Origin of the sequence: Hongsoonwoonella zoysiae (assembly GCF_013266695.1) — a bacterium.
GTDB lineage: Bacteria > Pseudomonadota > Alphaproteobacteria > Rhizobiales > Stappiaceae > Hongsoonwoonella > Hongsoonwoonella zoysiae.
Map to the genome: position 1 here is coordinate 1,095,267 of NZ_JABRXF010000001.1, position 23,044 is coordinate 1,118,310.

24 protein-coding genes are annotated in these 23,044 nt (G+C 62.3%); 12 read left to right on the plus strand and 12 right to left on the minus strand.

The window, feature by feature from the left end; all coding sequences use genetic code 11:
- Nucleotides 1-2: 2 nt before the first annotated feature.
- The 3 genes from amt to HPQ64_RS05120 form a co-directional block, all read right to left on the minus strand.
- Entirely contained in the window at nucleotides 3-1,328 is a 1,326-nt protein-coding gene (amt, locus tag HPQ64_RS05110; RefSeq protein WP_172887261.1) for an ammonium transporter, read from the minus strand.
- Nucleotides 1,329-1,368: 40 nt separating this feature from the next.
- Entirely contained in the window at nucleotides 1,369-1,707 is a 339-nt protein-coding gene (locus tag HPQ64_RS05115) for a P-II family nitrogen regulator (protein WP_172887262.1), read from the minus strand.
- 574 nt (nucleotides 1,708-2,281) lie between these two features.
- Nucleotides 2,282-2,833, minus strand: a complete 552-nt coding sequence (locus tag HPQ64_RS05120; RefSeq protein WP_172887263.1) for a DUF924 family protein — start codon at nucleotides 2,831-2,833, stop codon at nucleotides 2,282-2,284.
- A gap of 439 nt (nucleotides 2,834-3,272) precedes the next feature.
- On the opposite strand from HPQ64_RS05120, the gene HPQ64_RS05125 reads away from it, so the two are divergent.
- Entirely contained in the window at nucleotides 3,273-3,506 is a 234-nt protein-coding gene (locus HPQ64_RS05125; protein WP_172887264.1) for a sulfurtransferase TusA family protein, read from the plus strand.
- 13 nt (nucleotides 3,507-3,519) lie between these two features.
- On the opposite strand, the gene HPQ64_RS05130 is transcribed toward HPQ64_RS05125, so the two are convergent.
- Complete coding sequence (locus HPQ64_RS05130) at nucleotides 3,520-3,846, minus strand: 4a-hydroxytetrahydrobiopterin dehydratase (RefSeq protein ID WP_281358279.1); 327 nt, start codon at nucleotides 3,844-3,846, stop codon at nucleotides 3,520-3,522.
- Between the two features lie 75 nt (nucleotides 3,847-3,921).
- On the opposite strand from HPQ64_RS05130, the gene HPQ64_RS05135 reads away from it, so the two are divergent.
- Both HPQ64_RS05135 and HPQ64_RS05140 read left to right on the plus strand, forming a co-directional pair.
- Nucleotides 3,922-4,386: a low molecular weight protein-tyrosine-phosphatase gene (locus HPQ64_RS05135; protein ID WP_172887266.1), complete on the plus strand. Its 465-nt coding sequence runs from the start codon at nucleotides 3,922-3,924 to the stop codon at nucleotides 4,384-4,386.
- Nucleotides 4,387-4,436: 50 nt separating this feature from the next.
- On the plus strand, nucleotides 4,437-4,889 hold the full coding sequence (locus tag HPQ64_RS05140; RefSeq protein WP_172887267.1) for a baeRF12 domain-containing protein: 453 nt from the start codon (nucleotides 4,437-4,439) through the stop codon (nucleotides 4,887-4,889).
- 47 nt (nucleotides 4,890-4,936) lie between these two features.
- Here HPQ64_RS05140 and HPQ64_RS05145 read toward each other — a convergent pair whose 3' ends face one another.
- A complete protein-coding gene (locus HPQ64_RS05145) occupies nucleotides 4,937-5,779 on the minus strand; it encodes a phosphatase PAP2 family protein (protein WP_172887268.1) in 843 nt (280 codons plus the stop codon).
- 111 nt (nucleotides 5,780-5,890) lie between these two features.
- Here HPQ64_RS05145 and HPQ64_RS05150 point away from each other — a divergent pair, with 111 nt between their 5' ends.
- The 3 genes from HPQ64_RS05150 (at nucleotide 5,891) to HPQ64_RS05160 (ending at nucleotide 9,389) form a co-directional block, all read left to right on the plus strand.
- Nucleotides 5,891-6,499, plus strand: a complete 609-nt coding sequence (locus HPQ64_RS05150) for a 2-hydroxychromene-2-carboxylate isomerase (RefSeq protein ID WP_172887269.1) — start codon at nucleotides 5,891-5,893, stop codon at nucleotides 6,497-6,499.
- Between the two features lie 61 nt (nucleotides 6,500-6,560).
- Nucleotides 6,561-7,202, plus strand: a complete 642-nt coding sequence (locus HPQ64_RS05155) for a LysE family translocator (RefSeq protein WP_172887270.1) — start codon at nucleotides 6,561-6,563, stop codon at nucleotides 7,200-7,202.
- Between the two features lie 228 nt (nucleotides 7,203-7,430).
- Nucleotides 7,431-9,389 carry a L,D-transpeptidase family protein gene (locus HPQ64_RS05160; protein ID WP_172887271.1) on the plus strand — a complete coding sequence of 653 codons (1,959 nt, stop codon included), beginning with the start codon at nucleotides 7,431-7,433 and terminating at the stop codon, nucleotides 9,387-9,389.
- Between the two features lie 25 nt (nucleotides 9,390-9,414).
- Here the strand turns inward: HPQ64_RS05160 and HPQ64_RS05165 are convergent, their stop codons facing one another.
- A complete protein-coding gene (locus tag HPQ64_RS05165) occupies nucleotides 9,415-10,587 on the minus strand; it encodes a response regulator (protein ID WP_172887272.1) in 1,173 nt (390 codons plus the stop codon).
- 156 nt (nucleotides 10,588-10,743) lie between these two features.
- Here HPQ64_RS05165 and HPQ64_RS05170 point away from each other — a divergent pair, with 156 nt between their 5' ends.
- On the plus strand, nucleotides 10,744-11,697 hold the full coding sequence (locus tag HPQ64_RS05170; RefSeq protein ID WP_172887273.1) for an AEC family transporter: 954 nt from the start codon (nucleotides 10,744-10,746) through the stop codon (nucleotides 11,695-11,697).
- Nucleotides 11,698-11,704: 7 nt separating this feature from the next.
- Here HPQ64_RS05170 and gluQRS read toward each other — a convergent pair whose 3' ends face one another.
- A complete protein-coding gene (gluQRS, locus tag HPQ64_RS05175) occupies nucleotides 11,705-12,592 on the minus strand; it encodes a tRNA glutamyl-Q(34) synthetase GluQRS (RefSeq protein ID WP_172887274.1) in 888 nt (295 codons plus the stop codon).
- Nucleotides 12,593-12,614: 22 nt separating this feature from the next.
- Between gluQRS and HPQ64_RS05180 the strand changes: the two genes are divergently transcribed.
- Together HPQ64_RS05180 and HPQ64_RS05185 are read left to right on the plus strand one after the other, a co-directional pair.
- Nucleotides 12,615-13,310 carry a DNA-3-methyladenine glycosylase family protein gene (locus tag HPQ64_RS05180; protein WP_172888518.1) on the plus strand — a complete coding sequence of 232 codons (696 nt, stop codon included), beginning with the start codon at nucleotides 12,615-12,617 and terminating at the stop codon, nucleotides 13,308-13,310.
- 52 nt (nucleotides 13,311-13,362) lie between these two features.
- Entirely contained in the window at nucleotides 13,363-14,652 is a 1,290-nt protein-coding gene (locus HPQ64_RS05185) for a DUF2254 domain-containing protein (RefSeq protein WP_172887275.1), read from the plus strand.
- Here HPQ64_RS05185 and HPQ64_RS05190 read toward each other — a convergent pair.
- Nucleotides 14,646-15,227 (minus strand): VOC family protein, encoded by a 582-nt coding sequence (locus tag HPQ64_RS05190; RefSeq protein WP_172888519.1) that lies wholly within the window; start codon nucleotides 15,225-15,227, stop codon nucleotides 14,646-14,648. The genes HPQ64_RS05185 and HPQ64_RS05190 overlap by 7 nt on opposite strands.
- A gap of 140 nt (nucleotides 15,228-15,367) precedes the next feature.
- Between HPQ64_RS05190 and HPQ64_RS05195 the strand changes: the two genes are divergently transcribed.
- Nucleotides 15,368-16,012, plus strand: a complete 645-nt coding sequence (locus HPQ64_RS05195; protein WP_172887276.1) for an alpha/beta hydrolase — start codon at nucleotides 15,368-15,370, stop codon at nucleotides 16,010-16,012.
- Between the two features lie 2 nt (nucleotides 16,013-16,014).
- Here the strand turns inward: HPQ64_RS05195 and HPQ64_RS05200 are convergent, their stop codons facing one another.
- The gene (locus HPQ64_RS05200; protein WP_172887277.1) at nucleotides 16,015-16,992 is read right to left on the minus strand and encodes an endonuclease/exonuclease/phosphatase family protein; all 978 of its coding nucleotides are present in this window, start codon (nucleotides 16,990-16,992) and stop codon (nucleotides 16,015-16,017) included.
- A 74-nt stretch (nucleotides 16,993-17,066) separates the two neighbouring features.
- Between HPQ64_RS05200 and HPQ64_RS05205 the strand changes: the two genes are divergently transcribed.
- Nucleotides 17,067-17,465, plus strand: coding sequence for a YchJ family protein (locus tag HPQ64_RS05205; RefSeq protein WP_172887278.1), 399 nt, complete (start codon nucleotides 17,067-17,069; stop codon nucleotides 17,463-17,465).
- 24 nt (nucleotides 17,466-17,489) lie between these two features.
- On the opposite strand, the gene HPQ64_RS05210 is transcribed toward HPQ64_RS05205, so the two are convergent.
- The gene (locus HPQ64_RS05210; RefSeq protein ID WP_172887279.1) at nucleotides 17,490-17,945 is read right to left on the minus strand and encodes an Lrp/AsnC family transcriptional regulator; all 456 of its coding nucleotides are present in this window, start codon (nucleotides 17,943-17,945) and stop codon (nucleotides 17,490-17,492) included.
- Between the two features lie 119 nt (nucleotides 17,946-18,064).
- Between HPQ64_RS05210 and HPQ64_RS05215 the strand changes: the two genes are divergently transcribed.
- The gene (locus HPQ64_RS05215) at nucleotides 18,065-19,510 is read left to right on the plus strand and encodes an aminotransferase class V-fold PLP-dependent enzyme (RefSeq protein WP_172887280.1); all 1,446 of its coding nucleotides are present in this window, start codon (nucleotides 18,065-18,067) and stop codon (nucleotides 19,508-19,510) included.
- A gap of 9 nt (nucleotides 19,511-19,519) precedes the next feature.
- On the opposite strand, the gene HPQ64_RS05220 is transcribed toward HPQ64_RS05215, so the two are convergent.
- Both HPQ64_RS05220 and HPQ64_RS20695 read right to left on the minus strand, forming a co-directional pair.
- Complete coding sequence (locus HPQ64_RS05220) at nucleotides 19,520-21,319, minus strand: DEAD/DEAH box helicase (RefSeq protein ID WP_172887281.1); 1,800 nt, start codon at nucleotides 21,317-21,319, stop codon at nucleotides 19,520-19,522.
- Between the two features lie 241 nt (nucleotides 21,320-21,560).
- Nucleotides 21,561-23,042 carry a SpoIIE family protein phosphatase gene (locus tag HPQ64_RS20695; RefSeq protein ID WP_172887282.1) on the minus strand — a complete coding sequence of 494 codons (1,482 nt, stop codon included), beginning with the start codon at nucleotides 23,040-23,042 and terminating at the stop codon, nucleotides 21,561-21,563.
- Nucleotides 23,043-23,044: the final 2 nt, after the last annotated feature.

The following is a 23,044-nucleotide window of genomic DNA, read 5'->3' on the forward strand; positions in this document are numbered from 1 at the left end:
TGTCAGACGCGCTGGCTGCCGACGCCGAACTCCGGATAGGCTTCCACGCCGATTTCCGCCTTGTCGAGGCCGAGCGCCTCTTCCTCTTCGGTGACGCGGACGCCGATGGTGGCCTTGAGGATGACCCAGATTACCAGGCTCGCGACAAAGGCGAAGACGCCGTAGGAGACGATGCCGACGATCTGCGTGCCGAAGCTGGTGCCGTCGTTGGTGAGCGGGACAGCCAAAGTGCCCCAGATGCCGGCGACAAGGTGCACCGGAATGGCGCCGACCACATCGTCGATCTTCAGCTTGTCGAGCAGCGGCACGACGATGACGACGATGATGCCGCCGATGCCACCGATGACGACCGCCATGAAGATGCTGGGCGTCAGCGGCTCCGCGGTGATGGAGACGAGGCCGGCCAGAGCGCCGTTGAGCGCCATGGTGATGTCGACCTTCTTGTACATGATCTGCGTGGCGACGATGGCGACCACCACGCCGGCGGCTGCTGCCGCATTCGTGTTCACGAAGATGCGGGCGACGGAAGAAGCGTCCGCGATGGTGCCCATGGCAAGCTGCGAACCGCCGTTGAAGCCGAACCAGCCGAGCCACAGGATGAAGGTGCCGAGCGTGGCGAGCGGCATCGACGATCCGGGAAGGGCGTGAACCTGGCCGTCCGCGCCGAATTTGCCCTTGCGCGCGCCGAGCACGAAGGCGCCGGCAAGAGCCGCCCAGCCGCCGACCGAGTGCACGAGCGTGGAGCCCGCGAAATCGGAAAAGCCCATTTCGGAAAGCCAGCCCGCGCCCCACTGCCAGGAACCGGCGATCGGATAGATGAAGCCGGTGAGGACGACCGTGAAGATCAGGAACGGCCACAACTTGATACGCTCGGCGAGCGTACCGGAGACGATGGAGGCCGTGGTGGCGCAAAAGACGAGCTGAAAGAAGAAGTCGGAAGCCGCCGCATAGTCGCCGGCGTCGGCGTCCGGAGCCGGGATCGCCTTCGGCGTGAAGGAGCCGATGAAGCCGCCGTCGACGCCGTCGTACATGAGGTTGTAGCCGAAGATCCAGAACATCAGCGAGGCGATGGAATAAAGCGCGATGTTCTTCAGGCACTGCATCGACACGTTCTTTGAGCGGACGAGGCCCGCTTCCAGCATGGCGAATCCCGCCGCCATGAACATGACGAGGAAGCCGCCGATCAAAAACAGCAGCGTGTTGAAGATATAGGCCGTGTCTGCGGCGGCCGCGAACTCTGGCGCCGTCGTTTCCTGGGCAATTGCGGCATCGAAGCCGAAGATCAGACTGCCGGCCGCTGCGGCTGTAAGAAGGGTAAGTTTCTTCATGGGTCTTTCCTTTGGGAATTTTGCTTTGGTCGCCGCGCGGTTAAAGCGCTTCGGCGTCGGATTCGCCGGTGCGGATGCGCAGCGCCTGGTCGATCTGGAAGACGAAGATCTTTCCGTCGCCGATCTGGCCGGTCTTGGCGGCGGACGCGATCGCCTCCACGACCTTGTCGGCGGTCTCCGACGGTACGGCGACCTCGATCTTGAGCTTCGGCAGGAAGCTCACCGCGTATTCGGTGCCGCGATAAATTTCGGTATGTCCCTTCTGGCGCCCGTAGCCCTTCACCTCGGTGACGGTGATGCCCTGGACGCCGATGCTCGTGAGGGCGTCGCGCACCTCGTCGAGCTTGAACGGCTTGATGATAGCCATCACTATTTTCATGCTCGCTTCCCGATCCTCTTCTTCGATTTCCATGCCGATGCCTGTTGCGGCCCGGCTGAGGTCAACCCGGCCGCCGGAAGCGGCGGGAAAGGCCGATGCCCATGCGTTATTTCAAGGACCGTGCCAACTCGGGAAACGTGGGCGAAATCAGGGGAGTTAGAGAAGTTTTCAGCCGGATTCGTCGTGGAATCTCAAGGTGCTATCTTGCAGTGCAGCAAGGCCGGCATGAACAGTGGAAAAGGGTGTCTGTTAGAGTATGGAGTGATTAAAAATTAAGCAAATTAAAAATACGATATTGATTATAAAATGGGCAACTATACGTCAATTGCATGTTTACTTAGCGTTCGATCACGCAAGAGCCGAAGGAGCAGAACCGGATGTTGCAGGCAAGGGGCATGCTCTAAGGTACAAGCGACCGCCAAAACCGCTTGGCGATTTCTTCAATGCGGCCTCGCCGGATTTCCGGAGAGCATGCGTGGCTCCATGTGTTCCAGGCGGCCACCGCCACCGTGACGGTGAGCGCCGTGGCGAGCTCAGTCCACCATCTCCGATTGGATCCGACGGAGAACCCGGATCAGGCCGAAAAGCCGCCGTCCGCGAGATAGGCGGCTTCGGCTTCCGTCGTTTCGCGGCCAAGGACTTCATTTCGGTGGGGAAAACGGCCGAAGCGGCGGATCACATCCATATGGATGAGCGAATAAAGCTGCTCGTTTTCCCGGCCGTTACGGCGGAAGAGATCAACCGAACGTTCCTGCGCGGCCATGTCCTCCGCATGTTCGAACGGCAGATAGAAGAAGGTTCGTGCCTCCCTGGGAAACGCCCGGTCGAAGCCGGCTTCGACGCTGCGCTTTGCGATTTCCAGTGCCTTGGCGTCGCCCGCAAAGGCGCGCGGCGAGCCGCGAAAGATGTTCCGGGGGAACTGGTCGAGCAGGATGATGAGCGCCAGCGCGGAATGCGGCGCATTCGCCCAATCGTCGAGATCGCCGTTGAGGCCCGCCTCCACCGCACCGGAAAAACGCGTGCGGATTTCCGTGTCGAAACTCTCGTTCCTGGCGAACCACTTCGACGGGCCTGCCCGCCACCAGAAATCCAGAATATCGACAGGGGAGGGAAAGCTAACACTCATAGGGTGGTCTCCGGTTAGGGTCTGGACGCATAAAATTGACGGAAATGGTATGAGCCGATTTGAGGCGGATACGAGGAGCAAGAGCGCAAGAAACCAGGCAGGCTTTCAAGATCTTGCGACAAGGCAGCCGGCCAAATCGGCCATATCTTCCAGACACCGAAACGGCTTCGATCTGCCGCGTCGAAGGGCTTGACCGGGTGGCCGACCCGCTCCGCGCCCTTCTTCTCGCATCTCTTTGCCGTTTCAGGTGCCATTTGCATCAATTTTATGGGTCCAGACCCTTATTCAAGGTCTTTTCGAATATGGCGATTTTGACCTATATAGCAGCTTGGGACGCTTTCGTGGAAAGCCCTCCGGCATCCGAATAAATTCGCGCATACCATTTCAGCCTTGTTAATGGGTCCATCACCTAGCGTGCGCACCGTCTGCAATGGGGTTCATGTTGAGCGAAAGCGATTTGCATCTCGATCTGAAAGGGCTGAAATGCCCGCTGCCGGTCCTGAAAGCACGCAAGGCCATGTCCCGTCTTGCAAGCGGCGCAAGGGTCTCGATCGAAGCGACCGACCCTCTGGCGACGATCGACATCCCCCATTTCTGCAATGAAGCCGGGCACCGCCTTCTTTCCCAGGAGGTGGAAGGTGAGCTGTCACGTTTCGTGATCGAAAAAGGCTGATCGGGTCCAGACCCTATTCGCCGGCCAGCCTGTCGATCGCTTTCGCGAGCTTCACATCGAGTTCGGTCAAACCGCCCGCGTCATGGGTCGACAATGTTATTTCGACCCGCCCGTAGACGTTCGACCACTCGGGATGGTGGTTCATCTTCTCCGCCTTCAGGGCGACCCTGGTCATGAAGCCGAAGGCCTCGACGAAGGTCTTGAACTCGAACGTCCTTGTGATGGCGTCCCGCCTTTCGGCGAGCGACCAGCCCTTCAATTCGGCAAGTGCGCGTTTACGGCTTTCCCGGTCCAGCAAGTCGGCCATTCGCTTTCTCCCGTTGCGTCTGCATAATACCAACCCCAAATGAAATAACGAGGCGGGGTGCGCATGCCAGCGGATGCTCCGCCCCTGGGGAGGAAGGCCATCGCTTCAATGTACTCGGTTCTGTTCGTCTGCCTTGGCAACATCTGCCGTTCGCCGCTGGCTGAAGGAATATTCCGGCACGAGGCCAAGGCCGCGGGACTTGGGCGCGGCGTCGTGGCCGATTCCGCGGGCACGGGCGCATGGCACATCGGCAAGCCGCCCGATCCGCGCTCGATCGATATCGCCCGCCTGAACGGCATCGATATAGCGGGTCTGCGCGCGCGGCAGGTGAAAGCGGATGATTTTTCCCGCTTCGAGCTGATCCTCGCCATGGACGGCTCCAACCTGACCGATCTCGAACGGTTGAGGCCGGCAAACGCAAAAGCCGAGCTTCGCCGGTTTCTCGCAAGCGATGTGCCCGACCCCTACTACGGCGGGAACGACGGTTTCGCGAGCGTTTACCGGATGGTTCGGGACGGGTCGCTTGCGCTGATCGACGAAATTCGAGCGCGCGGCGGCTTTGCGGCAGGGTAGGCTGAATTCCGGGCTCGAGATTGAAACAGTCAGGATCAGGAGGACATGACATGAGCGGTGTGCGTATCGACCATGATGCATGGGTGCTCGTCGGCGACGGCGAGAAGGCGCTTGTCTTCCGAAACGAGGGCGACGCCGACTACCCGAACCTGCAGGTGGTGCAGATGCTCGAACATGAAAACCCCGCGACGCGCGAACAGGGGACGGATGCGCCGGGGCGTTTCAACGACGGGCCGAGCGAGCACAAGAGCGCCGTCGAGACGACCGACTGGCACAGGCTGGAAAAGCACCGTTTCGCCAAGGAAATCGCCGATGCGCTCTATAAGGCCGCGCACAAGGGGCGCTTTTCCAAGCTGGTGGTGGCGGCGCCGCCCATGACGCTGGGAGACTTGCGCAAGGCGTTCCACAAGGAAGTCCTGAGCCGTGTCGTGGCCGAAGTCGACAAGACCCTGACCGGCCATCCGCCTTCGGAGATCGAGAAGATCCTGTCGACGAAGGACTGACGCGGGAGACTGGTGATGAATCGTGCGTCGCGGGAAACCTGTGGCGCTTATTCCTTTCCGAACATCCCTGCCCAACGTGCCAAGCCGGAGCGAAGCCCGTTTGCGGCCTTCGCAAGATTGCGCTTAAGCGCCCGGCCGGCGCGCGAGAAGCCGCATTCGAGTGCTGCCTCGGAAAGGAAAGCCGGCGGCTGCACGTAGAAGACCCGGTGGACGATCAGCAGGATCAGGAATGTGATGCCCCAGGAAAGCAGCGTATCGGAAAGGAAATGCCCGCCGAAGGCGACGCGATTGAGCGAAAGTGCCGCCGCAAGGACGAGCACGGCGGCGGTTACCGGAAGCCGCCAGGTTTTCGGCGCGAGAAATGCCAGCGACAGGAGCCAGATGCTGGAGGACGCCTCACCCGAAACGAACGAGCAGTTGGTGTCGCAATGGTCCGTCACATGCCAGACTGGAACGTAGGGAAGGTCGCCGCCGAAGAAATCGACGTTGCGCGGGCGCGGCCGGCCCCAGTTGTTCTTCAGGATCGCGTTGACGACGATGCCGGGCGCGAGAATGAGCGTCGAGATGAGAAATAGCGGGGCGCGCAAGGGCACGACGGATTTGCGATCGGGAAAGGCGAGCTTCAAGGCCAGAACCGCGAGGCTGGCGACGGCAATGAGCTTGACCAGATGAGGTCCGAGATGGCGCAGCTCGACGAGAAAAGCGGTATCCTTTGCCCGGAATCCCTCGTCGCCTGAATAAAAAAGGCCGGAGGCCCAGCGGTCCACCCCCGGGAACAGGAGGAAGAACGCGGATACGAGCGCGATATAGGCGAGCGTCGCCAGCACCGGGTGGCGCGCCGCCGCCTTGACCGTTCCTGCCCATGGGCTTTTGATGAAGCTGTTCTGCATCTCGTTGCCGTTTTAAGCGCCATTCCGGCCTTATTCATGAGCCCATCACCTAACCCAATTGACGGGCGCGTCCAATGGCCGATATGCCGCGTCTTTTAGCAGGACCCGATCATGACCAGGCCCGCAATCTCCTTCTGGTTCGAATTCGCTTCGACCTACAGCTACCTCAGCGCGATGCGCATCGAGACGCTTGCGGCCAAGCGCGGCGTCGATATCGACTGGCGCCCGTTTCTGCTCGGCCCGATTTTCGCGGAACTCGGATGGTCGACCTCGCCCTTCAACATCCAGCCCGCCAAGGGGGCCTACATGTGGCGCGATATGGAACGCCAGTGCGAACTCCTGTCGCTGCCCTTGTCGCGCCCCGAACCGTTTCCCCAAAACGGCATCAAGGCGGCGCGCATCGCATGGTGCCTTAGGGGGGGTGAGTGGATCGGCGGTTTCGTGCGGGCCGTCTACACAGCCGAGTTCGGGCAACGACAGGATATTTCCGATCCGGCGTTTCTCGCCTCCGTTCTGGTCGATATCGGGGCGCCGGCGCGGGATATCATGGAGCGCATCGAAACGGGCGAGGTGAAAGCCGCCCTCAGGGCGGAGGTGGAGGAGGCCAAGCGTCTCGGCATTTTCGGCGCGCCAGGCTTCGTCACGCCCGACGGCGAGCTCTTCTGGGGCAACGACCGTCTGGAGGACGCGCTGGAATGGGCGCATCGCCGTGCCGGATAAACCTGTCGCCCTTAACCGCGCGAAAGAGTAGATTGCACGCGCAATTCCGAATGGGTTCGCCATGAATTTCGTGCCTGATACGCCTGTTCTGCTCGCGTTTTCCCTTGCCTGCGTGGTGCTGGCGGTCACGCCGGGCCCGGACATGACGCTTTTCGTGAGCCGCGCGCTTTCGCAAGGCAGGGGGGCGGGCTTCATGTCGATGGCAGGTGCACTCGCGGGAAGCGTCGTGCATACGATGCTGGTCGCCTTCGGCCTGTCGGCGCTGATAGCGGCTTCGGCATCGGCCTTTTTCGTCGTCAAGCTTGTCGGCGCGCTTTATCTCGTCTGGCTCGCTGTTGACACGATCCGGCACGGTTCGGCGCTCACGGTATCCAAGGAGAATGCGCAGCGCAGGTCCATGTCGCGCGTCTTCATGACGGGCCTCCTCGTCAACCTGCTCAATCCGAAGATCGCGCTCTTCTTCCTGACTTTTCTGCCTCAGTTCGTGGAGGCGAGCGACCCCGACGCGGCCAGCAAGCTGATATTCCTCGGTCTTTATTTCGTGGCCGTCTCGATCCCCATATGCGGGGCGATGGTGGTTGGCGCGGATGCGTTTTCGAACGCCTTGCGACGCTCGCCCAGGATCATGCGGGCCTTCGACTGGCTTTTCGCCACAGTGATCGGCGGGTTCGCCGTGAAGCTCATCTTCGCGAGCCGGAGTTGAGGTGGAATGCGCGAACGTCAACGGTGCCTTAAGGCAACAGGGGTTAAAAACATAAAACATCCGCTTTACCTTACTGGCGAGGGATGCGATTCGCCCCAGATTTAAAATAAGGTGAGCGAATCCACGGGTGATTCCGCCTGAATGCGGGCCGGCCCGGGGGCAGGCAGCGCGCGGGCGGCGAGCATTCGGGCAGGCGATTTCTATTCGACGGGCAGCGAAGGACCGACGATGTCTTCGATAATGAGATATTCCGTTTCAGCGATTGCATGCGTGGCCGCTGTCGGCGCGTTGCTGGCCTCATCGGCGCCGGCGGACGCGCAAGGCTTCCTGGACCGCCTGTTTAATCCGAAACATTACGACAACGGCCAGCGCCGGGAAGCCGAGCCGGTGCGCCGTGAAATCCCGAAGGTCCGTGTCAGCGGCCCGCGCTATTACACCTACAAGCCCGACACGCTGAAGACGGCAAGCCTCGCGAAGCTCGGCCGCGAACTCGACGCCTACGCCCAAGCCCTGCAAGAGCGGGTGGAAGAGGAAGCGCGGGCGGAGGATCGCCCCGGTGCGCCGGAGGGCGCGGCATCGGTGACAAAGGCAAGGGTGGACGTGCAGGCGCCGGTACCGGCAGAGGATTTCAAGGCTGATCCAGCCTTCCTGGATGCGCGTGCGGTGCTGGAGCAGACGCAGGTGCGGGCGTTGCCGGAAGTGATCGAGGCGATCGAGGCCTTCTACGCGACGCATCCGGCCTTTGTCTGGCTTGACGACGGGCAGATCGGCCAAAAAGCGGTCGGGGCGATCAACACGATGAGCGAGGCGGCGCAGGTCGGCCTCGATCCCGCGGACTATCGCGTGGAATTTCCGGCCCTTGACGGCACAGCTGACGATGCCGCGCGCCAGGCCGAACTCATGCGTTTCGAAATGGAACTTTCGGCAGCCGCGCTCACCTATGCGCTGGACGCTGCGCGCGGGCGCATCGACCCGAACCGCATCTCCGGCTATCACGATCTGCCGCGCAAGGAGATCGACCTCAAGCTCGTCATGGGCAGCATCGCAGCCGCGGAAAACATTTCGGAGTATCTGGAAGGTCGCAATCCATCGAACGAGCAGTTCGTCCGACTGAAGCGGGCGCTGGCGAGCTTGAAGGAGGCCGATGAGGCCGAGCGCGTTGAAATCGCCGAAGGCACGTTCCTGCGGCCCGGCGGCAGCAGCGCAGAACTCAAGAACGTTATCGCCGCGATCGGCCTCAAGGGATCGGACAACCTCAGGGCCGCGCATGCCGACACGCTTGCCGCCTATGACGGGGGCGAAGACTATGCGCCCGAACTCGTGGCGCTGCTCAAGGATTTCCAGGCCGAAAACGGACTGACCGCCGACGGCATCATCGGCAAGAATACGATCCGTGCGCTCGAGGGCATTTCCAACGCCGACAAGATCGAGAAGGTGAAGCTCGCGATGGAGCGGCTGCGCTGGCTTCCGCGCGACTTCGGCCCGCGCTACGTCTTCATCAACCAGCCGGCCTTCATGGCCACCTATGTGGACGAGGAACGCGAGCCGCTTTCCATGCGCGTCGTCGTCGGCCAGAAATCGAACCAGACGTATTTCTTCTCCGACAAGATCGAAACGGTGGAATACAACCCCTATTGGGGCGTGCCCTATTCGATCATCGTCAACGAGATGCTGCCGAAGCTCGCGCAGGACCCGTCCTATCTCGACAGGATCGGCTATGAGGTGTCGACGGTTTCGGGCCAGCAGGTTTCTTCAGCCTCCGTCGACTGGTATGCGGTTGCCAGGAAGCAGCAGCCGATCAACGTGCGCCAGCGTCCGGGAAGCGACAACGCTTTGGGCGAACTGAAGATCCTCTTCCCCAACAGGCATGCGATCTACATGCACGACACGCCAGCCAAGCGGCTTTTCAAGAAGGACGCCCGCGCCTTTAGTCACGGTTGCGTGCGCCTTGAGGATCCGCGCGCCATGGCCGCCGCCGTGCTCGGCAAGCCCATCGACTATATCGCCTCGCGCATCGCCCAGGGCAGGAACGACAACGACCGCGTGACCCGCGACATTCCCGTTCATGTGGCCTATTTCACCGCCTGGCCGGAAGCCGACGGCGGCATGGGCTATTACGCCGACGTCTACGACCGCGACGAATACCTGAGGAAGGCGATCGAGGCGACGCGGGCCGCGCGAATCTGACGGACCGGAGCGGGACCGCAGCTATTCAATCGCCGGGATTTATATCCGCATGGACCTTTTCGAGCGCCGCATGGAGCGATGCGGGATCGATGGGCTTCTCCATGACGCTATGGAAGCCGCTGGCCAAAAGCGCCTGACGGTCGGGATTGGATGCCGCGGTAATGGCGATCGCGGGCAGGCCGCCGCCGCCTTCTTCCTTGCGCAATGCCTCAAGTGTCTGAAATCCGTCCATTCCCGGCATGGTCAGGTCTATCAGAGCGGCGTCGAAAGGCATGTGCTCGACCGCCGCTTCGAAGCGGGCGAGCGCTTCCTCCCCGCTTGCCGCCATCGCGGCATCGACCCCGAAGGCATGAAGCATCGTGACGAGGAGCCGCCGGTGCGTCTCATTATCATCGACGATGAGCACGCGTTTCGGCAGGACACCCGATGCCGCCGAAGCGATTTTTTCCGACTTGTCGCCACGATAGGAAGGCCGTTCGGTCTCCATGATCGGGAGTGTGAGGCGGAAACAGCTTCCTGAGGTGGATGTATGCACAAGCTCAAGGCTCCCGCCCGCGCCTGCCGCGAGATGACGGGCGTTCCAGAGGCCGAGCCCGGTGCCGGCGTTTTCGCCGTTCGCGCCTTCGCCGCGTCGATATGGCTTGAAGAGTTTGCTCCGGCCAACGTCGGAAAATCCGCCGCCGCTGTCTTCGACGTCCAATATGAGGTGCCGGGATGAGGCCTCGGCAACCGCCTTCCCCTTGAAGCCGACCGATCCGGCGTCGGTATATTTGACGGCGTTTTCCGCAAGAGCAGACGCGATCCTGCGCAAGGAGGCCGGATCGGCGACGCGATAGCCGGCCAGCGCGTCATCTATATCAAGGCAAAACTCAAGCCCCTTTTCCCTCGCCGCCGTGGCGAAAAGCCCGCCGACCCCGCTCAGCACAGCGTGGATCGTCGGCGCTTCTCCGTCCGACCGCTCAAGGGCGTTCGCCCTTGCGGTGTCGAGTAGGTTCGTTGTCATCGCCAGCAAAGCGTCGATGGCTTCCAGAACGGTGCCGAGTGCTTGCGCCTGCGTGTCGCTCAATGGTTCGCGCATCGCAACCTCGGTTGCCGTCCGCATGGCGGAAAGCGGCGTGCGCAGGTCGTGAACGAGGGCGGCCTGCCGGTCGCGCTCTTCTTCGTGCGGGCGTTTGTCCGTCGGTTTCCTGTCGCTCACCGGCCTCGCCTGCGTTCCACGCCGCGAAGGGAAGATTGCGCGGCGCCCATATGTATCTTCCAGCTATCGGCGAGGAGGCTTCCGGAATCAAGCAAGTATCGCACTTCCGGACCTCGATCCCTTGATTGCGTTGCGCCTTCGTGCGAATTAGCGCCAATGATCACACAAATTCTGACGGTTGTGCTGCCGGTCTTCGCGCTGATCGGGATCGGCTACGGGTCCGCGCGGGTCGGGCTTCTGGACGCGAAGATCGGCGATGCGCTCGGCCAGTTCGTCTTCGTGATCGCGATCCCTGTCCTCATCTTCAAGACGCTTGCCACAAGCTCGCTCGGCGGGGTTTCGCCCTGGGGGTTCTGGTTCTCCTATTTCACCGGCGTCGCCGTGGTCTGGGCGCTCGGGACGCTGATTGTGCGAAAGGCGTTCGGGCGGGAGGCGCGCGCCGGCGTGATTGCCGGCATCAGCGCGGCCTTCGCAAACACGGTCATGGTCGGCATTCCGCTGGTTACCGCCGTCTTCGGCGAGCCGGGGCTGGTGCCGCTCTTTGTGCTGATTTCCATTCACCTGCCGCTCCTGACGATCGTCTGCGCGATCGTGATGGAGCGTGCGGCGGTCGTCGACGGAACGGAGAAAGGGCGCCCCCTTGCCGAAATCCTCAGGACGGTGCTGAACAACCTCATCACCAACCCGATTGTGGTCGGCATTCTCGCCGGCGCATTCTGGCAGGTCGCGGGGTTTCCGGTCGGCGGCCTTTTCAAGATCATCCTCGACCAGATCGGCGCTGCGGCGCTGCCCATGGCGCTTTTTTCGCTCGGCATGAGCATGGTGCGCTACGGCGTGCGCGGCAACGTGGGGCCGGCGATCATCCTCAGCATGCTAAAGGCTTTCGTGATGCCGGCGGTTGTCTATGTCATGGCGCGCTATGCGGTCGGCCTGCCGCCGCTCTGGGTCTCCGTGGCCACTCTCACAGCCTGCTGCCCGACAGGCATAAACGCGTTTCTCTTCGCAAGTCGCTATGGCACCGGGCATGCGATGTCGGCCAACTCCATCACCTTCACGACGGCGGCGGCCGTCTTTACGACAGGCCTCTGGATGGCTTTCCTCGGCCTGTAAGCAGCAATCACCGAAGACCGACCATCGCCCGGATTTCCGCAGGCGTGTGGCCGGCGGCGCGAAGCTCGCGAAGGGCTGTGTCGCGCGAGGACTTGGAAAGCTTGCGGCCGTCCGGCCCGAGAATCAGCCGGTGATGGTGATAGACCGGCTCCGGCAGATCCAGAAGCGCCTGCAACAGGCGGTGAACGGCGGTCGCGAAGAAAAGATCCTGCCCCCGCATGACTTGGGTGATGCCCTGCAAGGCATCGTCGACGACGACGGAGAGGTGATAGCTCGTGGGCGTGTCCTTGCGCGCGAGCACGACATCGCCCCAAAGCGCGGGGGCGGCGGCAAGCAGGCCGTTTTCGCCGTGAGGCCCGCTTCCCTCCTCCCGCCATGTCAACGGCCTGCCCATGCGCGCCAGTGCCTTTTTCATGTGGAGGCGAAGCGCAAAGGGCGCATCGCAGCGCCTGCGCGCCTCAATTTCCGCAGCGTCCAGTACGGCCCGGTCGCCTGGATAAAGCGGTACGCCGTCCGGATCGCGCGGCCAGGGCTTGCCGCGCGCCTCACTGGCTGCGACATGCGCCTTGATCTCGCTTCGTGTGAGATAGCCGCGATAAAGAAGCCCCATATCGTCGAGCCGGGCGAGGGTAGCGCGGTAATCGTTGAAATTCTCCGACTGGCGTCGAACGGGTTCTTCCCACGAAAGGCCGAGCCAGGAAAGATCCTCCAGCATCTCGCGGGTGAGTTCCTGCGTGCAGCGGACGATGTCGATATCTTCGATCCGCAAGAGGAAACGGCCGCCCGTATGCCGCGCCGCTTCGAAGTTGAGCAAACCCGACAGCGCATGGCCGAGATGCAGATGCCCGTTTGGCGAGGGCGCAAAGCGGTAAATAGGGCGGGAGGAGGTGGGCATGGGGCTTGATGCGCGAAGAGGGATGGTGAAGGTTCCTTCTTCTATCAATGCAGTGGATGAACGGAAAGGACGCCATTTGAAGCCGATCGATTCGCTTGAAGTCATCGCCGAGGGGATCGAGCACCTGAAGCAGGCTGACCCGCGTCTCGTGCCTGTCGTTGAGATGGCGGGCGAAGTGCCGCTCAGGAGGCGCACGCCCGATTTCGCGGGGCTCGTGAATATCGTCGTTTCCCAGCAGGTGTCGGTTGCCAGCGGCAATGCGATCTTTTCGCGCGTGGAGCAACTTGTGGCGCCGTTCGAGGCGGTCACGCTTGCCGGCATCACCGATGAGGAACTGGCCAAGGCCGGTCTCTCGCGACCGAAGATCCGCACAATGCGGGCGATCGCGGGTGCCATAAACGGGGGCCTCGATCTTGCGGAACTTGCCTCCCGCCCGCCGGAGGAAGCCCACGCCGCCCTTTGCGAGATCAAGGGCGTGGGCCGCTGGACGGCGGATATCTACTTGCTTTTCTGCGCGGGCCATCCGGATATTTTCCCGAGCGGCGATGTCGCGCTTCAAAACGCCGTTCGCGACGCCTTCGGCATGGAAGACCGGCCGAAGCCGGATGCGCTTGACGAGATCGCCGGGCAATGGGCCCCATGGCGCGGCGTCGCGGCCCGGCTGTTCTGGGCCTATTATCGGGTACTGCGGCAAGGCCGGGAAACGCTGCCCGTATAATCATGCATAATGGCCGCGAAGCAGGTTTTTGACCCTGACGGAGCCATGCGTGATGACGGAAAACTGGCTGGAATCGCTTCTTACCGAAACCTGGTTCTATGTCACCCGGTTGAAGGAACGGCTCTGGGTCAGGCCACTTGCCTATTGCCTGTCTGCGGTTGCCTGTGTGCTTCTTGCCCGTTTCGCCGATCTCAAGGGCGCGGAGTGGCCGACACCTTACGTCGAGCCGGAGATGGTCGAGAAACTGCTTACAATCCTTTCCACTTCCATGCTGGCGGTGGCGACCTTCGCGGTTTCTTCCATGGTCGCGGCCTATGCCTCGGCAAGTACCTCGGCAACCCCGAGGGCCTTTTCCGTGGTGGTGGCGGATGACGTGTCCAAGACCGCGCTTTCGAGCTTTATCGGCGCGTTCATTTTCTCGGTCGTCGGCGTGATTGCCGTGAAAACCGGCTTTTACGAGCGTTCCGGCCTGTTCGTGCTTTTTCTCATGACGCTTGGCCTGTTCGCCTGGGTGGTGCTGACCTTCATCCGCTGGGTGGATCGTATCGCGCGCCTTGGCCGCATGGGCCACACGATCCAGAAGGTGGAGGCGGCAACCCGAGCCGCGCTCGATTTTTGGGGCGGCAACCCGAACCTCGGCGGGGTGCCGCCGGATGAACGCGCCTATCCGGGCGAGCCGGTCACCATCGAGCGGATAGGTTTCGTCCAGATGATTGACATGCCGGCCCTGCAGGAATTCGCGGAAAAGCATGATGCCACGGTCACAGTCGCGAGCCTGCCGGGAACTTTCATGACTCGCGAGCGTCCGGCCGCTTTTGTCCGCTTCAACAAGGAGATGGAAAATACGCCCGGCACGGATGCTGTCGGAGAGGCGTTCATCACGGGAAACGAGCGGACTTTCGCCGCCGATCCACGCTTCGGCTTCATCGTGCTTTCGGAGATTTCAAGCCGGGCTTTATCTCCCTCCGTGAACGATCCCGGCACCGCGATTGCCGTGATCGGCAGCATCACGCGCCTGTTGAGCGATTGGGCGAGGCGAAGGAACGGGGAAAGGCCAAAACCGAAGTTCGACCGGGTGTTCGCGCCGAATGTTTCGGTGTCGGCCCTGTTCGACGATGCGTTCATGGCGATTTCGCGTGACGGAGCGGCTTTTATCGAGGTGGGGCTCAAGCTACAGCGCACATTCGCGGCGCTTGATGCGACCGGCGACCAGGACGTGTGCCGCGAGGTGCGCCTGCACGCATGGGAAGCGGCGAAACGCGCGCAAGAGATGCTGGTCCACGAAAGCGACCGGCAAAGGCTGAAGGCTGCAACGCCGGCCGAGCTTGAGTCGGCTCAATAGGGCTGTTTCGGCCCCCGGTCGTCCGACAGCGAGTCCTGCGAGCGCTTGACGAGATCTTCGATCGCGTCCGCCAGATGCACATCCGAAATCGCCATGTCGCCGCGTGCCACGCGGATGCGATGCGCCTCCAGAAGCACCTGAGCGTGGGTGAAGCCCACCGGCGGCTCGAACTTGTAGGAGGCGAGTTCGATGAGATGGCCGAGCGGATCGCGGAAATAGATCGAATCCATGAAGCCCCGATCCTTGTGGCCGGAGTTGGGGATGCCGCGTTCTTCAAGCCGCTTTTCTACCTGCGTGAAGGTGGCGCGCGACACCGAGAATGCGATGTGATGCACCGTGCCCGGCGCATTTGGATTGGGGGAGGCATCCTTCTTGCGCGCTTCATCGGTGAAAACGGTGATAAGCCGCCCGTCGCCCGGATCGAAATAGAGGTGGTTCACATCGTGGTCGTCGAGATTGGGCTGCTCGAAGACGAAGGGCATGCCGAGCACGCCTTCCCAGAAGTCGATAGACGTTTGCCGGTCCGCCCCGTTCAGCGTGATATGGTGCACGCCCTGTGTCTGGATCTTCTGCATGGTCACGCCCTTGCCGCGTTTTGATTGGGGGTCATGTTATGACGGGTTCGGATCGGGGTCGAGTGTCGGTTCAAAGGACGCTACAAAGGTGGTTTCCGGTTTCTGTCTTACGTCGATGACCGGGCCGAAATGGAGATCACATGCTGGACGGACCGCGCCTTTCCCCGCTTTCCGGCGAGCCCGCGAAACGGCTTGTCATCATCCTGCATGGCTACGGCGCGGACGGTGCCGACCTGATCGAGCTGGGCCGCGCCTGGGCGGAAGCCCTTCCCGAAACGGCATTCGTCGCGCCGAATGCGCCGGACGTCTGCGATATCTGGGCGGCGGGGCGGCAATGGTTTCCCCTCACGATGCGCGACCCTTCGGAATACTGGCGCGGCGTGGTGGCGGCCAGACCCGTGCTCGACGAATTCATCGATGCCGAACTTGCCCGCCACGCCTTGAGCGAAGCCGAGACCGCGCTCGTCGGCTTTTCGCAAGGCGCGATGATGGCGCTCCATGCCGGACTTCGCCGCAAGAACCGCCTTGCGGGGATCGCAGCCTATTCGGGACTGTTGGCGGGGCCGGAATTCGTAGCGGAAGAAGCCGTCAGAAGGCCGCCGATCCTGCTGGTCCACGGTGAGGAAGACGATGTCGTCCCGCCCTGGCACCGCATTAATGCGCAAGCGGCCCTCGAAGAAGCGGGATTCGAGGTTTCAAGCCACGGCATCGAAGGGTTGGGCCACGGCATAGACCCCGCAGGCACGCAACTTGGCGCGGCCTTCCTGCGGCGCGTCCTTGCCTGAAATCAGGAGTTGCCAGAATCCAGGTCGAATTCGGCAACGACTGGCGCGTGGTAGGACCCTGCCGTGCTCTCGCTGTCCGCTTCATCCTCAAGCCGCGCGTTGAGCACGCGCACCGCTCCCGCGGTTTCCGCCATTTTCGGACTTGCCAGGACATGATCGAGCATCCGCCCGTGCCCGTGATGGAGCACGCTGTGGCGCAGGCTTTCGTCGATCTCGCGGTCGAGAAGGCGCATATGGCGCGCTTCGAGCGGCGCGCTGCCGGTTTCCTCCGGATCGGCGGTAACGATCCTGAGCGCCGGCTCGACCCCGCCGGCGTTGAAATCTCCGGCGGCAAAAATCAGCGGTTCGTCCTCGGCGTCGAAAACCGCATCGATCGCAAGCCTCAGTTCCAGCGCCTGGGCGATGCGTTTCATCGAAGCCAGGAACAAGCCTTCCGCCCACGTGCCGGTTGCGTTCCAGGCATGGGCGCTTGCCTTGCCGCCCGGAATGGGGGCCGCGATCGGCGCGCGCAGATGGACGGTAAAAAGATGCAGCTTCCGCCCGTCGGGCAGATGCGCGGCCGTCTGCAGGATCGGCCTGTCGAAGGTGAAGGGTTCCGGCTCGGCAATCGGCGGGTCGGCGTGGCGAGGGCGCCAGAGCGGGGGCGCGACCCTTTGCCACCAGATCGATTGCGGCGCTTCCAGGGGGTAACGCGACACGACGGCGAGGCTGTGACGGTCGGCCGGGCCCTTTCCGTCGGCGCGCATGCTGAAGGCCTTGTGAAATGTTTCGTAGCGTGTGCCTTTCAAAAGCGCATCGAGCGCGGCGAAGGCGCGTGTGTCCTGCCCGTCCACGTGTTGGGCATTCACTTCCTGAAGGCAGAGGATATCGGCTTCGAGCGCTTCGAGTTGCGGACGCAGAACGGCGACGCGCGGGGCAAGGTCTTCCGGTTCCAGCTTGTCGGAGCCGAAGGATTCCAGGTTGAAAGTGGCTGCCCGCATCTTGCCCCGCTTGCCCGCGAACCGATACTCAATCTTTCACATAGTGCCATGATAGCAAATCGGAAACGTCAGATATGCCTGATCCCTGCCCCTGCGGTTCCAAACGCGACTATGACGCTTGCTGCGGCGGGTTCCATTCGGGCGTGAGCGTACCCGAAACGGCGGAAGAGCTGATGCGCTCGCGCTATTCGGCCTATGTGCGCCAGGCGATGGACTACATCGAAGAAACGCTCTGGCCGGCGAAGCGGCGCCATTTCGACAGGCAGGCGGCCGAGCGCTGGGCGTCGGAGAGCGCGTGGGTGGGGCTTTCCGTTCTGAAGACGGAAGCCGGGGGAAAGGACGACGCAAGGGGAACGGTGCTTTTCATGGCCCGTTTTTTTTCCGGTGGCGATATGCATGAGCACCGCGAGCTTAGCCTGTTCCGCAAGAAGGGCGGGCGCTGGTACTACGTCGAGGGTCTGCCGGAAAGCTGAGACGCGGCGCGAGTGACGTACGGTTCAATCGATCGGGAAGGGACGCTGTTCCTCGATTGCTTCCATCGCGAAGTAGGATGTGACGGAGTCCAGTTCCACGCCGGAAATCAGGCGTCGGTAGACCGCGTCGTAGCCGGCCATATCCGCCGCCACGACCTTCAGGAGATAATCGTAATCGCCGCCGATCCTGTAGAAGTCGATCACCTCCGGGATGGAGGAGACGTGCCGGCGGAATTCCTTCAGCCAGTCTATGGAGTGATGGCGCGTCCTTACCATGACGAAGACAACGAGACCGAGACCAAGCTTGCCCCGGTCGAGGCGCGTGGTCTGGCCGAGGATAATGCCGTCGCGTTTCAGCGCCTGGACGCGGTTCCAGCAGGCATTGGCGGAAAGGTTCACCTTCTCTGCGATTTCGCGCTGCGTGAGCGAACCGTCCCTTTGCAGCAGGCGCAAGATTGCCCTGTTAAATTGATCGAACATTCCTCATTTCTCCCGAACAAAATTGCATGAAATTATAGAAATTACCGGAAATCATAAAACAAATCTCACGCACTCTCGCATATTTATCCACACCGGTTCGACAAGGAAACGGTGAGAAAATGGATCTTGCAGGCTTTCGGCGCTCACTTCGCGGTGACGACATCATGGCAAGGCTGCGTGGCGGCCTTATCGGCGAAGGCGTGCCCGTGCCGGGCCCTTTCGGCGAACATCCCCTTGTTTATGCGGATTATACGGCGTCGGGACGAGCTCTGCGGCCCGTCGAAGATTTCATAGCCGAGCATGTGCTGCCTTATTACGCCAATAGCCATACCGAGGCTTCTTTCTGCGGGGCGCGGATGACGGCGCTGAGAGCTGAAGCTCGCAGCGTTATCGCAAAAGCCGTCAACACAGGACCCGATGAGACGGTGATCTTCACCGGGGCGGGTGCGACGAGTGCCGTCAACCGCCTCGTCTCGTTGCTGGCGCTCGACAACTCCCGGGCGATCCGCCCGCTCGTTTTGATCGGCCCTTACGAACACCATTCGAATATCCTCCCATGGCGGGAATCCGGCGCCGAGGTCATCGAGATCCCGGAAGCGGAGTGCGGCGGGCCGGATCTGGTCGAACTTGAACTCATGCTCGTCCGCCAGCCGGCGGAGCGCCTTGTGGTCGGTGCGTTTTCCGCCGCCTCAAACGTCACCGGCATCAAGACGGATGTGGACGCCGTCACCGCGCTCCTGAAGCGCTACGGTGCGCTCGCCGTCTGGGATTATGCGGGCGGCGGGCCGTATCTGCCTATCGACATGAACCCCGGCGAAGGTCTTGAGAAAGACGCCGTGTTTCTTTCGCCGCACAAGTTTCCCGGCGGGCCGGGCGCTTCGGGGGTGCTGATCGTGCGCAACAACGCGGTGGGTCGGTCGCGCCCGACATGGCCGGGCGGCGGCACCATTTCCTTCGTGTCCCCCTGGGGGCATGACTACGCAGCTTCGCTTGCCGCGCGCGAGGAAGCCGGCACGCCCAATGTCATCGGCGATATCAGGGCGGCGCTGGCCTTCATCGTGAAGGATGCCGTGGGCGAGGACTTCATCGCCCGGCGCGATCGTGAACTGACGAAACGAGCGTTCACCGCGTGGAACGGCCATCCGTGCATAGAGATACTGGCGTCGAACCGGCGCGACCGCCTGCCGATCTTTTCCATTCGCCTGTTCGATGAAAACGGCCGGCCGATCCATCAGCAGCTTGCGACGCGCATGTTGAGCGATTTTTACGGCATTCAGGCGCGCGGCGGCTGCGCCTGCGCCGGACCTTACGCTCACCGCCTGCTCGGCATAGGGCGTGAGGCATCGGACGTGATGCGCGCGTCGATCCTTTCGGGCCGCGAAATCGAAAAGCCAGGCTGGTGCCGGCTCAACTTCGGCTATCTGATCGATGACGAAACGGCGGACTTCATTCTCCGCTCCGTCATGGATCTGACCAAAAAAGCGGTCGACTGCCTGCCGCACTACCAAAGCGATGAAGCCACGGCCCGCTTCCGACACGAGAAGGAAGCGGCAGCCATCGGTTGACCGTCAGAATCAATCGCCGGCGGGCTTCTTGCCGCGGGACTTGGCCTTGAATTTCTTCGCGGGAGGTTTTCCGGAGGTTTTCTTCTCCCCGTACGGCTTTCGATCTTTCGGCTTTCCGTATCCGGAGCGACCGCGGGAAGGGGCGTGCTCGCCCTCGTCGGAAAGCGTGATTTTCACGTTCTTTTCGCCCGTGCCGTTTACGACGATGGTCTGCCAGAAGCGGTCCGCGGCCTCGGGCGAAATCTCCACCCGCGTATCCGCCTCGTTGATGCGGATCGTGCCGACCTCGCGCTTGGTCACATGCCCGGCGCGGCAAATCATCGGCAACAGCCAGCGCGGGTCGGCGCGGTGCTTGCGGCCAAGCGAGATGCGGAACCAGACGCCGCCCTCGAAATTCGGCTGGCGCGGCGCACCCTCCCGCTTCAACTCCCGTCCGCCGGCTCTGTCCGGCCGATCCTTGCCAGCACGGCGCTCGCCTTCTTCCCGCCTGGCGGGAACGGCCTCGATAAGGTCTTCCGGTGCCGGGTAGCGCGCCTGAAGCAGGCGCAGGTAGGCGGATGCAATTTTCGTTGCGCCGTGCCGTTCCAATAACTCTTCTGCGAGAGAGACATCCTCTTCGCCCGCTTCTCCTGTCAGCGAGGGATCGTCGAGAATCCGCTCCCTGTCGCGAATGCGGATATCGTCCGCCGTGGGGGTCTGTGCCCAATTCACCTCCACGCCCGCGCTGCCGAGCAGCCGTTCCGCCGCGCGCCGCCGGGTATAGGGCACGATCACGGCGCTCACGCCCTTGCGCCCCGCCCGCCCAGTGCGCCCGCTCCTGTGCAGGAGCGCTTCGCGCCCTGTCGGCAAGTCGGCGTGGATCACCAGGTCGAGGTTCGGCAGATCGAGCCCCCTTGCCGCGACATCGGTCGCGACGCAGATGCGGGCGCGCCGGTCGCGCATCGCCTGCAGAGCGTGGGTGCGTTCGCTCTGGCTCAGCTCTCCCGACAGCGCGACGACGGAAAAACCGCGATTGGAAAGCCGTGCGGAAAGATGCTTTACCGCCTCGCGCGTCGCGCAGAAAACAATGGCGCTATCCGCTTCGTGGAAGCGCAGCACGTTGACGATGGCGTTCTCGCGATCCGCCGGCGCGACCGGATAGGCGCGATAGTCGATATCGCCATGCGGCGCGCGCTCCTCGATCGTCGAAAGCCTGAGTGCATCCTTCTGGAAGCGCTTGGCAAGCTGCACGATCGGGCGCGGGACGGTCGCGGAAAACAAAAGCGTCCGGCGGCTTTCAGGGGCCGCGTCGAGGATGAATTCAAGGTCTTCGCGAAAGCCGAGGTCGAGCATCTCGTCGGCCTCGTCCAGAACGACGACGCGCAGTGCGGAGAGATCCAGATAGCCACGCTCGACGTGATCGCGCAGGCGCCCCGGTGTGCCGACGACGATATGTGCGCCTTGCGACAGCGCGCGCCGCTCCTTGCGCATGTCCATGCCGCCCACACAGGTGGCAATCCTGACGCCCGTTTCTCCGTAAAGCCATTCGAACTCGCGCGCGACCTGAAGCGCCAGCTCGCGGGTCGGTGCGATGGCCAGCGCCGACGGCTCTCCGGCGCCGGAAAAGCGCTCTTCCTGCCCGAGCAGGGTTGGAGCGATCGCGAGGCCGAAGGCAACCGTCTTGCCCGATCCCGTTTGCGCGGAGACGAGCAGATCAGCCTCGGGGGTCTCCAACTCCAGGACCGCGGTCTGAATCGGCGTAAGCTCGGAATAACCGCGCTTTTCGAGCGCTCTTGCGAGCGCCGGGTGGGCACCTTCGATGAGGGGCATCGTCTTTCGCTTTCAGGAAACGCTACGCGCGCAGGGTTTGCATCGGCGCCGATGACATCCGGGTGGGCTATCGCCCCGGCTTCGGAAGCGGCCTTTCGAACATCGTTTTGGCCAGCCCGGACCATCTGAAGAAAAATCCGGCATGATCCCGTGGCTTCTATCGATTGTGCGAGGAAGCGTCAATGACAGTCGGCATGGGGAAACGTGCGGTTGGCACGAAAGGATTTCGTTCTTTCGCGCATCAGGCATTCGATGCCGAATGCGGGCGGAAGGCCACGACCGTCAGATCGTCGAGACGGGGTTCGTTGCGCGAATAATCGTTCAGCCGGGATTCGAGCGTGTTCAGGATTTCCCGCAGGCTTTGCGTGGCGTGGGTTTCTATCAGCTTCATCGTCCGCCTGTAGCCGAATGCGATGCGCTTTTTTCCGCCGATCTGGTCAGTCAGGCCGTCGCTCAACATGAAAAGCGAGGAATTCTCGCCGATCTCAAGAGCGGTTTCGGTAAAGCGCGGCGATTTGCGAGTGTCCGGATATCCGAGGCTTATTCTGTCGCCCTTTATGCGCTCCACCTTTCCGTCCTTCAAATGCAGAAGGGAAAGCCGCGCACCGGCGAATACCGCCTTGCCGGTCGCGGCATCGATCTGGCAGATCGCGGCATCCATGCCGTCGTTCGACGAGGCCTCTTTCGTATCCTGGTTGAGAAGGCCGCGGGTCAGGTCGCTCAACAACGTCAGGATCGTTCCCGGCGTCAGGCTTTCGTTTTCGGTAAAGATCCGCTCAAGCGTGGCAATGGCGAGCATTGTCATGAAGCCGCCCGGAACGCCATGGCCCGTGCAGTCGAGGAGCGCGACCGTCGTTCGTTTCCCGCTGGAAAAGATCCAGTAGATATCGCCGCCGACAAGGTCGCGCGGCTGCCAGATAACGGCGGCTTCGCTGAACGCCGCCGCGATCTGTTCCTGTGTGGGCAGCAAGCCCCGCTGAATGCGGGTGGCATATGTCACGCTGTCCAGAATGGCCTTGTGCGCCTCCCGGATTTCGCTCACCCGCTCGACCTCCCGGTCAAGCATCATGTTGTAGCTTGCCACCACCTTTCCGATTTCGTCCTCTGCCCTGTAATCGACTTTCTGCGGATCCCCGTGCCGCTCAAAGCTTTCGATGGCGCCCAGCATGAGAGAGAGGGGGCGGTTTATGAACCAGAGGAAAGCGGCGACACCGGCAAGCGTCAGCGCAAGGCCGCCTGCAACGCCGAGCGCCACCAGCACGAGAAATTCATTGCGCAGGTCCATCGCCAGCTTGTCGGGATCGATCCGCACATGCATTCGAGCATCCTTGCCCACAAGGGGAAGGGGCACTTCGAGCGACCGGCCGGTTTTCTGGATGCGCGTGCAGCCGATAACGGGCCATGAAGCGGCCGGCGCCTCGTTTGCGGCAATATGCAGGTCAGCGCAGATGACATAGTAGAAGGCGGCGAAGATCGACAGCAGCTCGCGCGCTTCTGCCGGTTCGCCCCTCTGCGCGAGCCATGCGGCGGGACCGGCGACGCGGTTCGAGATCGTAGCGATTTCGGCCGCAATCTCGCCGGTCTGTTCCGCTTGTCGTTGCTGGTAGTAGAAGGTAAGGATCAGGGAATTGAGCGCGACGCCAATCAGGATCGTCGCCAGGATATACTTGAAGAATATCCGGCGGCGCACGAGCCTTGCAACTCCCGCTGCCGGCACTTTCACGG